This window comes from Poritiphilus flavus, assembly GCF_009901585.1.
Lineage (GTDB): Bacteria > Bacteroidota > Bacteroidia > Flavobacteriales > Flavobacteriaceae > Poritiphilus > Poritiphilus flavus.
The window spans coordinates 43,616-61,228 of record NZ_WXYO01000005.1; the positions used below are offsets into that span (position 1 = coordinate 43,616).

Genomic DNA, 17,613 nt, shown 5'->3' on the forward strand with positions numbered 1-17,613 from the left:
ATGGCGCTAAAAAACAGAATAATTTCCGTAGATATTTTCAGGGGCCTGACCATAGTCCTTATGATCCTGGTGAATACTCCAGGGACCTGGTCCAGTGTTTACGCCCCATTTTTGCACGCGGAATGGCATGGGTATACCCCCACAGACCTGGTTTTCCCCTTTTTCCTCTTTATTGTGGGAACCTCTATCGTATTCGCGTACAAGCATAAAAAAGCGGACGCCGCGGCTTATAAGAAAATCACCATAAGGAGCTTAAAACTAATAGGATTGGGCTTGTTCCTCGGGGCTTTCACCATATCCTTTCCCTTTATTAAGGAATTTAGCGAGATCCGTTTCCCTGGAGTATTGCAGCGCATCGGTGTTGTCTTCTTCTTTGCCGCTATTATGTTCCTCAATTTCAGATGGAAAACCCTGATCGGGATCTGCGCTTTTTTACTTGTTGGTTACTGGTTGTTAATGGGGTTTGTACCGGTAAACGGAATGGCCTCCACTTTTGAAAGGGCTCCAAATAACCTCGCAAACTACATAGACCTGAACGTTCTGGGCACGCATATGTGGAAAGACGATTACGATCCCGAAGGCCTGCTCAGCACCATACCGGCAATTTGTTCCGCATTACTCGGAATATTTACCGGCCTTATCCTAACCTCAAAACAGGAACAAAAGATCCGCCTGATGGTGGGGATAGGAGGAAGTCTCCTGATTTTAGGACATTTGTGGGATCTAGTTTTTCCGATCAACAAGGCGCTCTGGACCAGCAGTTTTGTACTGGTCACGGCGGGCTGGGCCAATATGTTCCTGGCGCTGATCTACTATATCACTGATGTCAGGAAAATCCAGTTTGGTAGTATTTTTCGATATGCAGGGGCCAATGCCATCACGGTCTATTTCTTGTCGAGCTTTATCACCAAGTTATTCTATTCCATCAAAGTGAGTGAGGAATTATCGTTACACGCCTGGCTTTTTGAGACTGTATTTGTACAGGATTTTCTGTCGGCCCAGTTCTCCTCCCTGCTCTATGGCCTTACCGTAGTAGCGTTTTACGTATTGCTGGCCTATTGGCTCTACAAAAGAAATATCTTTATCAAGGTCTGACTGGGCCCGGAGCATTCTCAACGGGGACCCAGCAAGCGTGCCACATATTTACCGATCACATCGAACTCCAGGTTAACCACTGTTCCCGGGTTGTAATATTGGAACAGAGTATTCTCAAAAGTATAGGGGATGATGGCCACACTAAAACGGTCATCTTCGGAATCTACAACCGTAAGGCTCACACCGTCTACGGTTATGGAACCCTTTTCTATGGTAACATTGTTTTTCGACGGTTCATATTCAAAGGTAAAAAGCCAGCTACCGTCTTTCTGAGTAATGCCGGTGCACCTTGCCGTCTGGTCTACGTGTCCCTGGACTATGTGACCGTCCAGACGGGAACCCACCTTTAAGCCGCGTTCAAGATTGACAAGGCTTCCTATTTGAAGCTCTCCCAAATTGGTCTTCTCCAAAGTTTCTTCTATGGCGGTAACCGTATAGGTATCTCCTTCCAGAGCTACCACTGTGAGGCAGACTCCATTGTGCATAACACTCTGGTCTATCTGAAGCTCTGAACTAATGGAAGACTTGACCGAAATACTAAGATTTCCACCCTCTTTTTCCAGCTGAACCACGGTTCCTAAAGTTTCAATAATCCCTGTAAACATGTTCTTCTTAAATTGAGTAGTTTTGCGCTTATCAAAGAAGATACAAAGGTAAAGATATAATGCAGGAAAAAGCGAAAATTAAGGTGGGGATTTCCATTGGTGATCTGAATGGGATTGGCTGCGAAGTGGCCATGAAAACCTTCGAAGATTCGAGAATGCTGGATTTTTGTACCCCGGTTTTCTTCGCATCCAATAAAACCATCTCCTTTCAAAAAAAAGCCTTGGGAATTGATTTTAATTTCAACGGGATCCCCAATGCCAGGAAACCTTTGGATGGCAAAATAAATGTGGTAAATGTCTGGAAGGATATGCCCAAAACGGAATTTGGGGAATGTACCTCAGAGGCAGGCGACTATGCCATCAGATCCCTGAAAGCCGCCGTCGCTTCACTCAAGGCCGGGGAGATAGACGTACTGGTAACCGCCCCCATCAACAAAAAAAATATTCAGTCCGAGGATTTCAATTTCCCCGGACATACGGACTACCTGGCTAAGGAACTTGAAGGAGAAAGCCTGATGTTCATGGTCTCAGAACAACTAAAGGTAGGATTGCTTACAGATCATGTGGCGGTTAAGGAAGTGGCGGCCGAGATTACCCCGGAGGTTATTGTAAAAAAGGCCAAAACAATCGAGCGTTCCCTTAAAATGGATTTTGCCATTAGAAAACCCAGGATCGCTTTCCTGGGCATCAATCCGCACAGTGGCGATGACGGGGTTATTGGGAAGGAGGATGATGAGGTCCTCAGGCCTGTGATAAGGCAATTATCCGATGAAGGACATTTGATGTTCGGACCCTACGCCGCAGATAGTTTTTTTGGATCCGAAAACCATCTGAATTTTGACGCTATCCTGGCTGCCTATCACGATCAGGGACTCATCCCCTTCAAAACTCTGGCATTTGGAAAAGGGGTGAATTTCACGGCTGGCCTTTCTAAAGTAAGGACATCTCCGGACCATGGAACTGCCTATGAAATTGCAGGTAAGGGCCAGGCGGATCACAGTTCATTCAAAGAGGCAGTTTTCACAGCCATTAGTATTTTTAAGAACCGCGAAGAATACCTGGAACTTACCTCAAATCCCCTGCAAAAACAGAAAATAAAAAAGTAGCAGGGAGTGGCCGAAAAATATTCTTAGGGATAGGCCAGGACGAGCGGAAATATATTTTATTTTTGATTGGGTGTTAGGAAAAAAAAAGTATCTTTGCACGCCTTAAACTAGTGTATGATGGAGAAGCACAAGGAATACAACATTCCTTTTTCCGGGTTGAAAGAAGGAAAACACGAGTTTAAGTACACGGTTGACAATTCGTTCTTTGAGTCTTTCGGTTATGATGAATTCAACGGGGCCAACATCGAACTGCTGGTAAAACTGCACAAGATGAGTACCATGCTGGAGTTTGAGATGAATGCTGGCGGAACGGTTAATGTAGCATGCGACCTTACCAGTGAACCTTACGATCAGAAAATCGAAGGAACTCTGGAACTCGTGGTCAAGTTCGGAGAATCGTACAATAACGAAGATGATGAGATTCTCATCATCCCGCATGGAGAGCATCAGGTTAATATCGCGCAATATGTGTACGAAATGCTCGTTTTGGCTGTGCCTTCTAAAAGGATTCATCCCGGAGTTGCAGACGGCAGTTTAAAATCTGATGTTCTGGACAGACTGGAGGAATTACAACCGGGAGAGGCAAAAGAAAACAAAGAAAATACAGATCCCAGGTGGGATGCATTAAAGGATTTACTAACGGATAAATAAGTTTCAAATGGCACATCCTAAACGGAAAATATCAAGGACCAGAAGAGACAAGAGAAGAACCCATTACAAAGCGGTTGCTCCAACCCTTGCAACGGATCCTACCACAGGAGAAATGCACTTGTATCACAGGGCTCACTGGCACGAAGGGAAATTGTACTACAGAGGCCAGGTCTTGATCGATAAGACCGAAGAAGCCTAGGCGCATAAATCGTAAAGACACTATACCAACTCCTGCTTTTTTAAGTAGGAGTTTTTTATGGAATTCAAAAATTCCTAAAAAGGGGGTTTTTAAACGAAAAGTCACAAAAAATCCTTACTTTTCACCAATTTTGGAGCATTTTTCAAAGGTTTATAGCTAAAACTGAGCATTAGCATGAGCAAACTAACGGCAGCTATTACGGCTGTAGGGGCTTACGTTCCAGACTTCAGACTTACCAATAAGGTCCTCGAAACAATGGTTGATACCACTGATGAATGGATAACGACCAGGACGGGAATCAAAGAAAGAAGAATTTTAAAGGACAAGGATAAAGGCACGTCTTACCTGGCTATTAAAGCCGCAGAAGACCTTATCCAAAAAAGCAAGATAGACCCTAAGGAAATAGACCTGGTTATTTTGGGTACAGCTACTCCGGATCTTCCGGTGGCAGCTACCGCGGTTTATGTGGCATCAAAAATTGGGGCTGTAAATGCTTTTGCTTATGACCTGCAAGCCGCCTGTTCCAATTTTTTGTATGGGATGTCTACGGCAGCTCGATATATTGAGTCCGGGAAGTATAAGAAAGTCCTGCTCATTGGAGCGGATAAAATGTCGTCTATCCTGGACTATACAGACAGAACGACCTGCATTATTTTTGGTGATGGAGCGGGAGCGGTTCTTTTTGAGCCCAATACGGAAGGCTTTGGACTTATGGATGAATACCTGAGATCTGATGGCAGCGGACGGGAGTTCCTGAAGATCGAGGCGGGAGGTTCGCTATTACCGGCTTCGGAAGAAACCGTTAAGAACAAGCAACACTATGTGTTTCAGGACGGCAAGTCCGTTTTTAAGTTTGCCGTTTCAAATATGGCCGATGTCGCTGCACGCATTATGGAGCGCAATGACCTCACACATGACGATGTGCACTGGCTGGTACCACACCAGGCGAACAAGCGGATCATAGATGCCACCGCTCATCGCATGGGATTGGATAACAGTAAGGTAATGATGAATATTCAGCGGTATGGAAATACCACCTCAGCAACTTTACCACTTTTACTGTCAGACTACGAGAGCCAATTAAAGAAAGGAGACAATCTGGTCTTTGCGGCTTTTGGCGGAGGATTTACCTGGGGTTCTATCTACCTGAAATGGGCGTATAACCCTTAATAATACAGCAACTCAACTAACTAAAACCTGAAATCCATGGATATCAAAGAAATTCAGAGTCTTATCAAGTTTGTAGCCAAATCCGGTGCCAGCGAGGTAAAGCTGGAAACAGACGATATTAAGATCACGATCAGAACCGGGGCAACAGGCTCAGGTTCCGAAACAACCTACGTTCAACAGATTCCGGTGGCTCCTGCGCCGGTACCGCAGGCAGCAGCACCACAAGCAGCACCCGAAGCAGCTCCGGAAGCCGATGCCGCACCTAAGGCAGAAGCCGAAGATGATTCTAAGTACATTACCATTAAATCTCCGATAATCGGGACTTTCTACCGAAAACCTTCGCCGGATAAGCCCGTTTTTGTGGAGGTTGGTGATACCATATCCAAAGGAGATGTACTCTGTGTGATTGAGGCGATGAAACTCTTCAACGACATAGAGTCAGAAGTGGCCGGAAAGGTGGTAAAAGTCCTGGTGGATGACTCCTCTCCTGTGGAATTTGACCAGCCGTTGTTCTTAATTGATCCTTCATAGGCAAATCAAAAAACCAAACCTACCTGACTACAGGCGGGTTCCAAATCCAAGGTTTATTTGGAATTTGAAACTTGAAATTTAGACAGCTATGTTTAAAAAAATACTGATAGCAAATAGAGGGGAGATTGCATTGCGGATCATCAGAACCTGCAAGGAGATGGGGATCAAAACCGTTGCGGTCTACTCCAAAGCTGATGAGGAAAGTCTTCATGTACGCTTTGCGGACGAAGCCGTTTGTATTGGCCCTGCGCCCAGCAGCGAATCTTATCTGAAGATCCCTAATATTATCGCTGCGGCGGAGATTACCAACGCAGATGCCATTCATCCGGGATACGGATTTCTCTCTGAAAATTCAAAATTCTCCAAGATCTGTGCAGAGCATGAGATCAAATTTATCGGCGCCTCAGGCGAACAGATAGATAAGATGGGCGACAAGGCAACCGCCAAGGAAACCATGAAAAAAGCAGGTGTACCTACCATTCCTGGCTCTGACGGCCTGATGAAGGATGTGGCAGATGCCAAGAAGACCGCCAAAAAGATCGGCTACCCTGTTATGATCAAAGCTACTGCCGGAGGTGGTGGTAAAGGAATGCGCGCCGTTTGGAAAGAAGAAGAGATGGAGGAGCTTTTTGAAGGCGCGGTAAAAGAAGCTACGGCAGCCTTCGGAAACGGAGGGATGTATATGGAAAAACTGATCGAAGAACCCCGTCATATCGAGATCCAGGTTGTGGGCGATCAGTATGGAAAAGCCTGCCACCTTTCCGAAAGGGATTGTTCGGTTCAGAGAAGGCACCAGAAACTGACAGAAGAGACTCCCTCTCCTTTTATGACGGATAAATTAAGGGACGAAATGGGAAAGGCAGCCGTGAAGGCCGCCGAGTACATCAAATACGAAGGGGCTGGTACAGTTGAGTTTTTGGTGGACAAGCACCGGAATTTCTATTTTATGGAAATGAATACCCGTATCCAGGTGGAACACCCGATAACCGAACAGGTAATTGACTACGACCTGATCCGTGAACAGATACTGGTGGCCGGTGGTGTACCGATCTCAGGAAAGAATTATACGCCCAAGCTGCATTCCATAGAGTGCCGTATCAACGCGGAAGATCCCTATAATGGCTTCAGGCCATCACCTGGAAAGATCACTACGCTGCATACGCCGGGAGGACATGGAATAAGACTGGATACCCATGTCTACAGTGGCTATACGATCCCACCGAATTACGATTCCATGATCGCCAAGCTGATCACTTCCGCCCAGACCAGGGAAGAGGCGATCAACAAAATGAAAAGGGCCCTGGACGAATTCGTAATAGAAGGTATTAAGACCACAATTCCATTTCACAGGCAATTGATGGATCATCCGGACTACCTGGCGGGGAACTATACCACGGCCTTTATGGACGACTTTGAAATGGACCCTGCATACGACGACTAATAAATGAGGTTGTGAAAAAGCTTTTTGTCCGTTCGAGCGTCCGCCCGGCTAAGACATTCGGACGGGCAGTCGAGAACTCTTTGAATATCCGATTATTAAATACATCTCGACTGCGCTCGATGTGACCAAGTCGCAAGCGAACTTTTTTTAACTGCTTCATTATGCTCAAAAATGAACTGGAGTTACTGGGAATACAAGAGCTACCTTTCCGATCTGGATTTTACCATTGTAGGCAGTGGTATTGTCGGACTCAGTTGTGCCCTGGAGCTTAGGAGGCGTTATCCTTCAGCAAGTATACTGGTTTTAGAGAAGGGAGTACTACCCATGGGAGCCAGCACAAAAAACGCCGGTTTTGCCTGTTACGGCAGCATTTCAGAGATATTGAGCGATCTGCGATCCCACTCCGAGGAAACCGTCTACGATTTGGTGCTCAAAAGATGGCGGGGAATACAATTGCTTCGCAAAAATCTCGGAGATGAAGCCCTGGATTTTCAAATGCTGGGAGGACATGAGATCTTTTTGGAAGACGAGCAGGATAGCTTTGATGAATGCCTGGAGTCATTACCGAGGATCAATGAACTTCTAAAACCCATTTTTAAGGAACCTCCTCTGAAAACGAAAAGGAATACCTTTGGTTTTCAGGGAATACAGAACACCCTTGTCACCCACCAATTTGAAGGACAGATAGATACAGGAAGGATGATGCAAAACCTGATAAGGCTTGTTTATTCCAATAATATTCCCATACTGAACAAAGTTACTGTTCAAAAATTTGAAGAGAGCGGATCTGTAGTAAAGGTGCAAACAGACCAGTTTGAATTTGAGACCAAAAAATTGTGCTTTGCAACCAATGGATTTGCTTCTGAATTGCTCAACGAAAACGTAAAACCTGCCAGAGCACAGGTGTTGCTTACCAAACCCATTCCAGGACTCCAAGTCCGGGGCACCTTTCACCTGGATGCAGGATATTACTATTTTAGAAATCTGGATGGACGTATTCTCCTGGGCGGTGGGAGGAATCTGGATTTCGCCAAAGAAGAAACCACAGATTTCGGCCTTACCTTAACAATTCAAAACAAACTGGAACAGCTGTTGAAATCCGTTATCCTGCCTGGGAAATCCATCGGGATAGAAAGGCGATGGAGCGGGATCATGGGCGTAGGAGACCATAAAACCCCAATTGTCAAAGCAGTTTCAGACAAGGTCTTTTGTGCGGTCCGCCTGGGAGGTATGGGTGTGGCAATTGGCTCTGAGACGGGAAAAGACCTGGCTGAAATCAGCGCCTAACCCTTAAACTTGCCGAAGAAATAGCCCGTCTTAAAGAATTCCCTTTTATATTAGGAATAAATGTCGTTTCTTGCCCTTTCCCCAAAGGCTGAAGAAGCAGTCCTTTTTCACACCCTTCCCCTGACCTTTAGATCTATTTTCAAGCTGTTTTTGGCCGAAAATATGAGAACACGACAAATCGCTGCAATTCCGGTGGTCATACTTTGTTTTTGTCTGGGGTGCTCTCCTTCCAAGAGAAACTTCAGCAAGGAGTACAATGCGGTATGGAAGGAGATGATCAAGTCCCAGGCCTGGGAAAATTCGTTGCAGGCCGGACTGGCGATCACCCCTTCGGAAAACAAAGACTTCTTTTACAGCAGCTCCGACGTCGGGATCTCCGAAAGTGACGCCAAGATGGGATCAGATGTTGACAGCGGTTTTGAGAAGAAATACCATTCCCTGGTCTCCAGGGCCTATTTCAAGATCATAGCCCAGGCTGAAAGGTCAGACCGAAGACTAAAGGCTGAATACGCCCGACTTTTGGCCAATGAAGTAGGCTTAAACCGTGCCCAGAGCAAAATGTACGAAGAAAATCTGGCCATGGTGAGTAAGCGCTATTACGCCCATAAAGAAATGCTGGAAGGGCTTAAGTCGTGGAACATATTCAGTGAATATCGATCGGGAGACCTGGACTACTTCAAGGAAGATAATTTTGATGAGGTCTATAGCATGTATCAGCAGGGGATGAGCGACGACGGCATCATCGAATTCCTGATCTTCAGGCTCGCAGACCTCTATCATTTTGAAGAGTAAGCCCGGCCATAACCACCCAAAACTGTATTTTCTTTTAATTAGATTTGCTTCATGATCATCTTGGAAAACAAGATAGAAGCCTATGATTTTTGTGTTGATTTTGTCAGCCAGAAACGCCGAGTGATTCGGCTAAGGATTGCTGAAGTGGCGGAGGCTCTGACTTCTGAGACCAAAAGCAGTGCCGGGGATAAACACGAAACCGGAAGGGCCATGTTGCAACTCGAAAGGGAAAAATTAGGCTATCAACTGCGGGAGCTTGAAAAAATGGAGAGTGTACTTCAGGGGATAGATCCTGAGAGCAGCTCAGAAAGAATAGGTCTGGGCACCCTGGTTGAGACCAAAGCAGCATGTTTCTTTATGTCCATTTCAGCCGGATTGTACAAGGGCAAGAAAAGCCAGGTCTTCTGTATTTCCCCTCAGGCTCCTGTGGGACGACTGTTATTAGGGAAGCAGGCCGGGGATACCTACGAGCTAAATGGCAAACAGCACAAAATACTTCGGATAGTGTAGTTAGTTGCGGCTGCGCTAAATTCTTCCCTTTTTCGCGGATCAAAAAATACTTCTTAATTTACAGCACGTACGACAACCCACCAGCCATGAAGGTATATAGAACTAGAAAAGGGATACTGCTCGAAGACGGCGGTTCTCACTATCTTTTAGAAAACGAAAATTGGGATCAATTCATTAACGATGACGGTCTGTATGACAAGCTGGTGGACCGCATTAAAACCGCAAAACCATTAGAGTCTGCAGAAAAGTACCTGGAGGAGGAGCTTCTGGCGCCGGTCCAAAACCAGGAAATCTGGGCAAGTGGCGTTACTTACTACAACAGTAAATTGGGAAGGGAAGAGGAATCTAAAGAAGCCGGTGGAAGCAATTTCTACGCGAGAGTTTACGAAGCCAAACGTCCTGAACTCTTTTTTAAGTCCATGGGATACAGAGCCGTGGGGCCAAACGGAAAAGTGAGAAAGCGAAAGGATTCCAGTTGGGATGTTCCCGAGCCTGAGCTTACGCTCTCAGTGACTTCTTCAGGGAAGATCGTCGGTTATACTATTGGAAATGACATGAGTTCCAGAAGTATAGAAGGAGAAAACCCCCTTTACCTGCCACAGGCCAAGACCTATGACGGAGCAGCGGCCGTGGGGCCCTGTATTCTTGTCCAAAAGGAACCTTTGGCCGGAAATACCCCTATACACATGGCAATAAACCGGGCAGGTAAATCCGTTTACACCGGAAGTACTTCGCTGGAACAATTAAAGCGTTCGCTCGAGGAATTGGTGCACTATCTTTTCCTGGAGTATTCCTTTCCTCACGGATGCTTATTGATGACAGGCACGGGAATTGTTCCGGACAGTAGTTTTAACCTGCAGTCCGGGGATGAGATCGCCATAAGCATAGATGGAATAGGAACCCTGATAAACTGTGTTGAATAAAAGGGTTAAAGCTTCGGCTTTTGCCTGCTTTGTTTCTTTTCCGCGGCTTTTCGCTTGTCTGAAAGCCTTTTTTCTATGGAAGCCCGGCTACGGGATGTCTTCTTCCGTATCTTTTTCTTCTTTAGCGCTTCGGTAATTAATTTAAGGAACTGTTGGGTTACCAGGGCTTTGTTCCTGCTTTGGCTTCTTGTAGTATCCGAGTGCAGTACGAGCTGCTGATCTTTATTTAAGCGATTACGCAGTTTTGCCTTGATCAATATTTTTTCCTCCTCGTTCAGTGCTTTGGAATCCTCAAGAGCAAACTGAAGTACGACCTTTGTAGCAACCTTATTTACATGTTGCCCTCCGGCACCGCTACTTCTAACAGATTTAAACCTTAATTCCCGGATGATCTCTTCTTTATTCAACTCTGAGGGTTTTGGCAAAAATAGGAAAACCACATAGAGGTTTTTAAAAATAAGGCTTGTTACAGCAATTGGCGGTTGGCCTTAACTCAGTTGCTTCGCGTTCAGCCGCTTGTTGATGGTTTCCAGGGCTATGTTAAGAAATAGTCGGCTTCCGGCTTCGAGTGCTGTAGCGGAATTAAAGTAAATTGCTTTCTCATCGGACACCCCTTTGATGAGGTAATAATTACCCATGGGATAGGAATGTTGTACCTCCACAGGCAAGCCAGAATTTTGAGAGACCTTAAATTCATGCGCATATACGATAATCCTTCTGGTGGTGTCCGCATAGGATTTTACCACATTGATGGGGATGAGGTTGGCCTCCCCAAAAAGCGAAGCGGTGTAAAGATCCCCAGGGTTCTCATAAAGTTCCAGAGTAGGGGCTTTAGCAAGTATCTTATGGTCTTTAAGTACTATGATGCGTTCCGCAAAAGGTAGTACATCATTGTAATCGTGAGTAGCCGTAAGGCAGGTGATCTGCTCCGCTTTGAGGTAATGGAACAAATTCCTTCTCAGGCTGTTCTTCTGGAAATTGTCTATGTGACTGAAGGGTTCGTCCAGTAGAAGTACCTCGGGCTTTTGCGCCAGTACTCTTGCCAGTGCCACTCTTTGTTGCTGCCCAACACTAAGATGCTTTACTTTGGTCTTTGCGAACTCCCGCATTTCTATCATTCCCAACAGTTCCTGCGTTCGCTGTTGTAGCTCTTCGGGATAAAAGACGGAGAGGAATTCACTGATGTTTTCTTCTACGGTGGTATAAGGCATCAGATCAAAATCCTGGGAGAGGTATTTCATAAAAGGTTCCCCGGGGACCAGGTGATACAACGGGCCTTTAACCGGACTGGAGTTCCAGCTAATCTCACCCACATTGACGTGCAGTAAGCCGTAAATTATCTTGAGAAGGGTGCTTTTGCCGCAGCCGCTTTCCCCCATAATGGCCACATGTTCGCCCTTGCCCACTTGAAAACGGATGTCTTCAAGCACGGGTTTTTCATCGTAAGCAAAAGAAACGCGGTTTACGTGTAACATAAGCGGTGTTTTCTTTTCTGTCCTTCTGTAGTTTGGTACGGCCCGGGGGCAGGCCTTATGGAACCATCACATTCAAAACGAATTTTGACGATAAATATTTGGGTTTATTCTTTAAATTCTTTCAAAACGGCCTGGTTTGGAAGTTCCTCGAACCCCATATTAAAAAGGGTGAACGCAAAGATATCCGCGAATTTTTCAACGGTTTTGCTCACCGGAGCACCCGCACCGTGGCCTACGTTGGTCTCTATACGAATTAATGTGGGGTTAAGGCCGCTTTGCTTGTCCTGTAGTTCCGAAGCGAACTTGAAGCTATGAGCCGGAACTACCCTATCATCGTGATCCGCGGTGGTTACCAGGGTAGCCGGATAAGCAGTCCCCTCCTTTACATTATGCACCGGAGAATATCCGAGCAGGTAGTTGAACATCTCTTCACTTTCTTCCGAGGTGCCGTAATCATAAGCCCAGCCTGCACCGGCTGTAAAGGTGTGATACCTCAGCATGTCCAGTACCCCGACAGCTGGAAGCGCTACCTTCATCAGATCAGGACGTTGGGTCATTACCGCACCCACCAGCAGACCGCCGTTAGAGCCGCCCTGTATTGCCAGGTAGTCAGAAGAAGTATAGTTGTTGGATATCAGATATTCAGCCGCGGCGATAAAATCGTCGAAAACATTTTGTTTTCTGGTCTTGATCCCACCTTCGTGCCACTTTTTGCCGTACTCTCCTCCGCCCCGGATATTAGGAACGGCGTATACTCCGCCTTGCTCCATCCAGATGGCGTCGACCACACTAAAAGACGGGGTTAAGCTTATATTAAAACCACCGTAGCCATAAAGCAGGGTCGGATTTTTACCGTTGAGTTCCAGGCCTTTTTTATGAGTGATGATCATGGGGACCTTTGTGCCATCTTTGGAATTGTAGAAAACCTGTTTGGACTCATAATCGTCCGGATTGAAATCGATTTCCGGCTTCCAATACTGCTCGTATTCCCCTGTTTCCACATTGTATTTGTATGAGGATCCCGGGGTTTTGTAGTTGCTGAAATAAAAGTAGAATTCCTTGTCTTCTTTCTTGCCCCCAAATCCGCTTGCACTACCTATTCCGGGAAGTTCTACCTCACGTATAAGTTTGCCGTCATAGTCGTACTGCAGTACTTTGGAGATAGCATCCACCATATATTCAGCAAAAAAGTAGCCCCCACCGGTATTCGGACTCAGTACATGCTCTGTTTCCGGTATAAAATCTTTCCAGTTTTCGGGTCCGGGATCAGCAGCGTCAACAGTGACGATCCTGGTGTTCGGAGCATCCTGGTTGGTGGACAGATAGAGTTTTGCGCCCTCGTTATCCACGAGATAGGTGTCTGCATCTTCATGATCTACTATGGGGACCAACGCCGCATTCTTAACGCCTAATTCTTTAATGAATAATTTATTCCCGGATGTGGAATTTGCAGCGGTCAGCAGCAGGTAATTTTGGTCTTTGGTGACCCTGGCCGAAACGTATCTGTGCTGTTCTTCCGGTTCGCCTCCATAAATGAGTTGATCCTCTTTTTGCGATGTTCCCAACTTGTGGTAATATACCTTATGTTGATCAGTTTTGGCGGATAACTCACTGCCTTCAGGTTTGTCATAACTGGAATAGTAGAAGCCTTCGTTCTTGTACCAGGACAGACCGCTGAACTTAATGTCAACCAGCGTATCCCCAAGCATTTCTTTGGTTTCCGCATTCAAAACGATCCCTTTTCTCCAATCGCTTCCACCTTCTGAGATCAGGTAGGCAGCCAGGCTTCCGTCTTTGGTAAAACTCAAACTTGAAAGTGAGGTAGTTCCATCTTTGGAAAAGGTGTTAGGATCAAGGAACACTTCTTCTTCCTCATCATCTTTCCTTCTGTATACCACGTACTGGTCCTGCAATCCGTCATTCTTATAGAAGTACGTATATCCCCCTTCTTTAAAAGGAGTCCCCAGCTTCTCGTAATTCCAGAGTTTTTCAAAGCGGTTTTTAAGGTCATTTCTAAATGGGATCTGTTCCAGATAGCCAAAAGTTACCTGGTTTTGTTCCTTTACCCAGGCTTCGGTCTCCGGGCTCCTGTCATCTTCAAGCCAGCGATATGGATCTTTTAGCTCGACCCCGAAATAGGTGTCGGCGCTGTCGGTTTTAAGCGTATTGGGGTAGGTCACGGCGATAGTAGTTTTTTTCGGACTGTTCTGGCAAGCTGTTATTAACAGTAATGCCATGCAAATGGGGATATAACGGTTCATATTCAGGGTTTAAAAGAAGCCCTAAAATTACCATAAAAAAACCTTTGGATAAAGGGTTTTCCAAAGGTTTTAACAGTATTGTTAAACGGTGTCTCAGACCAGCTCGTTTTCTACAAGGTACTCCGCTATCTGAACGGCATTGGTAGCCGCCCCTTTCCTAAGGTTATCCGAGACTATCCACATATTTACCGTATTAGGTTGGGTCTCATCTCGCCTTATGCGGCCCACAAAAACATCGTCTTTGTCATGAGCGTAAATGGGCATTGGGTAAGTGTTAGTGTCGGGATTGTCCTGCACGGTCACTCCGGGAGTAGCCTGAAGCAGAGCCCGGACTTCGCTAAGATCAAAATCCGATTCAAATTCAACGTTGACGGCTTCGGAATGCCCGCCTGCAGTAGGGATGCGGACAGCGGTTGCCGTCACGGAGAATGTTCTGTCGTCCAATATCTTTTGAGGTTCCCTGGCCAGCTTCATCTCTTCTTTGGTATAGCCGTTTTCCATGAATATGTCGCAATGCGGCAAGGCATTGCGGTTAATGGGATATGGGTAAGCCATTTCTCCGGATACTCCGGCCATCTCGTTTTCCAGCTGGCGAACGGCTTTTACCCCGGTTCCCGAAACGGATTGATAGGTTGAAACCACTACACGCTTCATCTTATATTTTTTGTGAAGCGGAGCCAAAACCATTACCATCTGTATGGTGGAACAATTCGGGTTGGCTATGATCTTATCTGCCGCGGTTAGCAGGTGGGCGTTTATTTCAGGGACTACCAATTTTTTGGTTGGATCCATACGCCAGGCGGAAGAATTGTCGACCACTGTGGTCCCAACTTCCGCGAATTTTGGAGCCCATTCCAGGGAAGTATCTCCTCCGGCCGAAAATATGGCAAGATGCGGGCGTAGGGCGATGGCGTCGTCCAGTCCGATCACCGTATGTTCTTCCCCTCGGTATGAGATCGTTTTACCCACAGAGCGCTCAGAGGCTACTAAAAGTAATTCGGTTATTGGGAAATCCCTTTCCTCCAAAACCTTCAGCATCACTTCTCCAACCATTCCGGTGGCTCCTACTACAGCTACTTTCATTGTTTAAATTTAGGCCAACAAAGTTACCTCAAGAAGCTGGATCGACCAAGACTTTTCTTTGGCTATATAAAAATATAACAAACTGTTATAAAATAAACATATTTAAAAAAAGAACCGCCAGAGTTTGGATTTCCCCGGCGGTTTTTGGTTATAACTGTAGTGTAGCGGTGCCCGATAGAATACCGGGCCGAATTAGCTTATTACTTTTTCAATAGATCTCTGATTTCCGCGAGCAGATCTTCCTGAGAAGGTCCTGAAGGCGGTGGCGGGGGTGGTGGGGTCTTCACTTTGTTGTATGCCTTAACGATCATGAACATAACCAACCCAACGATCAGTAAATTGACCAGGGTGTTGATCCATGCGCCATACCGTACAGCATTTTCAGCCACGTAGCCCGCTTCTCCTTCTACTCCTGAGGCTGCCGTTAGTACGTACTTTAGATTGGCAAAGTCAACCCCTCCTGTGAATTGCCCTACGATGGGCATCACAATATCGTTGACAAAACCGTTAACTACCAGACCGACAGCACCCGCCATAATGACGGCCACTGCAAATTCAATGACGTTGCCGGTCATGATAAATTCCTTGAATTCTTTTAACATGATGTAGTGTTTTTAATGGTTAATATTTAGTTATACCCGCCACAAGGTAACTAAAAAAAATATTCCTAACAAAATGTTAAAATGCAATTCAATCCCCTAGAAACTGCCTTTTTACACGGGAAGAAATACCCGTTATAAGCTCATATGAAATGGTATTGGCTCCTGAGGCAAAATCCTCCGCGGAATTTTCCGGGCCGAATACGATAACCTCATCACCTTCCTGGCAGTCAATCCCGGTGACGTCTATCATGATCATGTCCATACAAACATTCCCCACGATTGGCGCTTTTTGTCCATGTAGTAAAACATTAGCTTTCCCCCTTCCGTACTGCCTGCCTATACCATCTGCATGCCCCAGTGGAAGTGTGGCTGTGGTCCTGTAGCCCTCTGAGATATAGGCCCTGTTGTATCCCACGCTTTCACCTGGCTCTATTTTATGTAGCTGTGAGATCACGGTTTTAAGCGTACCCACGCCTTTCAGCTGTCGGTCAATTTCCGGGTCGTTGGAATAACCGTACAGACCGATTCCGCTTCGTACCATATCGTATTGCGCTTCGGGAAAGTTCAGTATACCGGAAGTGTTGAGGAGATGTTTAATCGGGCTGTAGCCCAGAACGGTGGTAATTTCCGATGTGATCTTTTCAAAAGTGCCGATCTGCGTTTGTGTAAAATCCTTTTCTTCCAGGTCGTCCGAGGCCGCCAGATGCGAAAATATACCTTTTACATTCACTTCACGGTGCCCGGCCAACTCCCTTTTAATGAAGTCAACATCATTTTCCCAGAACCCCAGGCGATTGAGGCCGGTATTGAACTTAAGATGTACGGGGTAATCCAGTAATCCTTGTCTTCCAGCCGCTGCTAAGAATGCTTTCAGCACTTTTAATGAATACAAACTGGGCTCCAGATTATGGGCGATCAGCAGGTCCAGGTTACCGATCTGCGGATGAAGAACTAGAATGGGGATACTGATGCCGGACTCCCTGAGCGCCACGCCTTCGTGTACATAGGCCACCGCAAAATAGTCTACCCCCAGTTCTTCCAGTTTTTTGGCAATGACCGCGGCATCGCTTCCATAACCAAAAGCCTTGACCACGGCCATAAATTTGGTATCAGGCCTGAGCCTTGATCTCAGAAAATCGTAATTGTGCCTCAACGCCTCCAGGTCAATCTCAAGGACAGTCTCCTTAACTTCTGGCATTGGTGTTTTTTTTGGTTTGGACAACCTCTTCGTCCTTTACTTCCATTTGGCTGACCTTTTCCTTCAACATGGCTTTGTAGAAGGCTGCTCGACTTAAAGGCTCATAGTCTTCCGTTTCTCCGAGAAGGACCAATTTATCGTTGTCTGATTTCCGGAAACTGTAATTAGCGAGGTTCCCTGTCCTGGTGCATATGGCATGGACCTTAGTAACGTATTCGGCTGTGGCCATCAAAGCTGGCATAGGCCCAAAAGGATTCCCTTTGAAATCCATATCCAGGCCAGCGACTACAACCCGAACTCCCCTATTGGCGAGATCGTTGCAAACGGTCACGATCTCATCGTCAAAGAACTGGGCCTCGTCAATTCCTACTACCTCGCAATCATCCGCCAGGATACGGATATTTGCGGCCGCGGGGACCGGTGTTGACCGTATTTCATTTTCGTCATGAGATACCACCCTATCCTGATCATAACGGGTATCCACAATGGGTTTAAAGATCTCTACTTTCTGTTTGGCAAATTGCGCCCGCCTCAGACGACGGATAAGTTCCTCTGTCTTACCCGAAAACATGGAGCCACAGATCACCTCTATCCAGCCGAATTGTTCCTTATGATTAACAGTGTTTTCGAGAAACATTTTGTAATTTTAGACGAAAGTATGTGGTTTCTCCGTTCTTGTATATA

At 46.1% G+C, this 17,613-nt stretch carries 19 protein-coding genes; 11 read left to right on the forward strand and 8 right to left on the reverse strand.

The window, feature by feature from the left end; all coding sequences use genetic code 11:
* Complete coding sequence (locus tag GTQ38_RS10455) at window positions 1-1,095, forward strand: acyltransferase family protein (RefSeq protein WP_161435471.1); 1,095 nt, start codon at window positions 1-3, stop codon at window positions 1,093-1,095.
* 17 nt (window positions 1,096-1,112) lie between these two features.
* Here the strand turns inward: GTQ38_RS10455 and GTQ38_RS10460 are convergent, their stop codons facing one another.
* A complete protein-coding gene (locus GTQ38_RS10460) occupies window positions 1,113-1,700 on the reverse strand; it encodes a riboflavin synthase (protein WP_161435472.1) in 588 nt (195 codons plus the stop codon).
* Window positions 1,701-1,759: 59 nt separating this feature from the next.
* Between GTQ38_RS10460 and pdxA the strand changes: the two genes are divergently transcribed.
* From pdxA to GTQ38_RS10510, 10 genes are all read left to right on the forward strand, one after another.
* The gene (pdxA, locus tag GTQ38_RS10465) at window positions 1,760-2,806 is read left to right on the forward strand and encodes a 4-hydroxythreonine-4-phosphate dehydrogenase PdxA (RefSeq protein ID WP_161435473.1); all 1,047 of its coding nucleotides are present in this window, start codon (window positions 1,760-1,762) and stop codon (window positions 2,804-2,806) included.
* A 117-nt stretch (window positions 2,807-2,923) separates the two neighbouring features.
* On the forward strand, window positions 2,924-3,457 hold the full coding sequence (locus GTQ38_RS10470) for a YceD family protein (protein ID WP_161435919.1): 534 nt from the start codon (window positions 2,924-2,926) through the stop codon (window positions 3,455-3,457).
* Between the two features lie 7 nt (window positions 3,458-3,464).
* Complete coding sequence (gene rpmF, locus GTQ38_RS10475; RefSeq protein WP_161435474.1) at window positions 3,465-3,656, forward strand: 50S ribosomal protein L32; 192 nt, start codon at window positions 3,465-3,467, stop codon at window positions 3,654-3,656.
* A 174-nt stretch (window positions 3,657-3,830) separates the two neighbouring features.
* Window positions 3,831-4,826: a beta-ketoacyl-ACP synthase III gene (locus GTQ38_RS10480; protein ID WP_161435475.1), complete on the forward strand. Its 996-nt coding sequence runs from the start codon at window positions 3,831-3,833 to the stop codon at window positions 4,824-4,826.
* Between the two features lie 36 nt (window positions 4,827-4,862).
* Window positions 4,863-5,357, forward strand: coding sequence for an acetyl-CoA carboxylase biotin carboxyl carrier protein (gene accB, locus GTQ38_RS10485; RefSeq protein WP_161435476.1), 495 nt, complete (start codon window positions 4,863-4,865; stop codon window positions 5,355-5,357).
* Between the two features lie 88 nt (window positions 5,358-5,445).
* The gene (accC, locus tag GTQ38_RS10490; protein WP_161435477.1) at window positions 5,446-6,798 is read left to right on the forward strand and encodes an acetyl-CoA carboxylase biotin carboxylase subunit; all 1,353 of its coding nucleotides are present in this window, start codon (window positions 5,446-5,448) and stop codon (window positions 6,796-6,798) included.
* 171 nt (window positions 6,799-6,969) lie between these two features.
* On the forward strand, window positions 6,970-8,085 hold the full coding sequence (locus GTQ38_RS10495; protein ID WP_161435478.1) for an NAD(P)/FAD-dependent oxidoreductase: 1,116 nt from the start codon (window positions 6,970-6,972) through the stop codon (window positions 8,083-8,085).
* A 162-nt stretch (window positions 8,086-8,247) separates the two neighbouring features.
* Window positions 8,248-8,877: a hypothetical protein gene (locus tag GTQ38_RS10500; protein ID WP_161435479.1), complete on the forward strand. Its 630-nt coding sequence runs from the start codon at window positions 8,248-8,250 to the stop codon at window positions 8,875-8,877.
* A 51-nt stretch (window positions 8,878-8,928) separates the two neighbouring features.
* A complete protein-coding gene (locus GTQ38_RS10505; RefSeq protein ID WP_238857902.1) occupies window positions 8,929-9,387 on the forward strand; it encodes a 3-oxoacyl-ACP synthase in 459 nt (152 codons plus the stop codon).
* Between the two features lie 86 nt (window positions 9,388-9,473).
* The gene (locus tag GTQ38_RS10510) at window positions 9,474-10,310 is read left to right on the forward strand and encodes a fumarylacetoacetate hydrolase family protein (RefSeq protein WP_161435480.1); all 837 of its coding nucleotides are present in this window, start codon (window positions 9,474-9,476) and stop codon (window positions 10,308-10,310) included.
* Between the two features lie 5 nt (window positions 10,311-10,315).
* On the opposite strand, the gene arfB is transcribed toward GTQ38_RS10510, so the two are convergent.
* From arfB to GTQ38_RS10545, 7 genes are all read right to left on the reverse strand, one after another.
* A complete protein-coding gene (gene arfB / locus GTQ38_RS10515; protein WP_161435481.1) occupies window positions 10,316-10,717 on the reverse strand; it encodes an alternative ribosome rescue aminoacyl-tRNA hydrolase ArfB in 402 nt (133 codons plus the stop codon).
* An 81-nt stretch (window positions 10,718-10,798) separates the two neighbouring features.
* The gene (locus GTQ38_RS10520) at window positions 10,799-11,785 is read right to left on the reverse strand and encodes an ABC transporter ATP-binding protein (protein ID WP_161435482.1); all 987 of its coding nucleotides are present in this window, start codon (window positions 11,783-11,785) and stop codon (window positions 10,799-10,801) included.
* A gap of 104 nt (window positions 11,786-11,889) precedes the next feature.
* A complete protein-coding gene (locus GTQ38_RS10525) occupies window positions 11,890-14,046 on the reverse strand; it encodes a prolyl oligopeptidase family serine peptidase (RefSeq protein ID WP_161435483.1) in 2,157 nt (718 codons plus the stop codon).
* A gap of 93 nt (window positions 14,047-14,139) precedes the next feature.
* The gene (locus GTQ38_RS10530; protein WP_161435484.1) at window positions 14,140-15,129 is read right to left on the reverse strand and encodes an aspartate-semialdehyde dehydrogenase; all 990 of its coding nucleotides are present in this window, start codon (window positions 15,127-15,129) and stop codon (window positions 14,140-14,142) included.
* A 200-nt stretch (window positions 15,130-15,329) separates the two neighbouring features.
* Complete coding sequence (mscL, locus tag GTQ38_RS10535) at window positions 15,330-15,731, reverse strand: large conductance mechanosensitive channel protein MscL (protein WP_161435485.1); 402 nt, start codon at window positions 15,729-15,731, stop codon at window positions 15,330-15,332.
* A gap of 88 nt (window positions 15,732-15,819) precedes the next feature.
* Window positions 15,820-16,929, reverse strand: a complete 1,110-nt coding sequence (gene alr, locus GTQ38_RS10540; RefSeq protein ID WP_161435486.1) for an alanine racemase — start codon at window positions 16,927-16,929, stop codon at window positions 15,820-15,822.
* On the reverse strand, window positions 16,916-17,566 hold the full coding sequence (locus tag GTQ38_RS10545) for a thymidine kinase (protein ID WP_161435487.1): 651 nt from the start codon (window positions 17,564-17,566) through the stop codon (window positions 16,916-16,918). The genes alr and GTQ38_RS10545 overlap by 14 nt, the downstream gene beginning before the upstream one ends.
* Window positions 17,567-17,613: the final 47 nt, after the last annotated feature.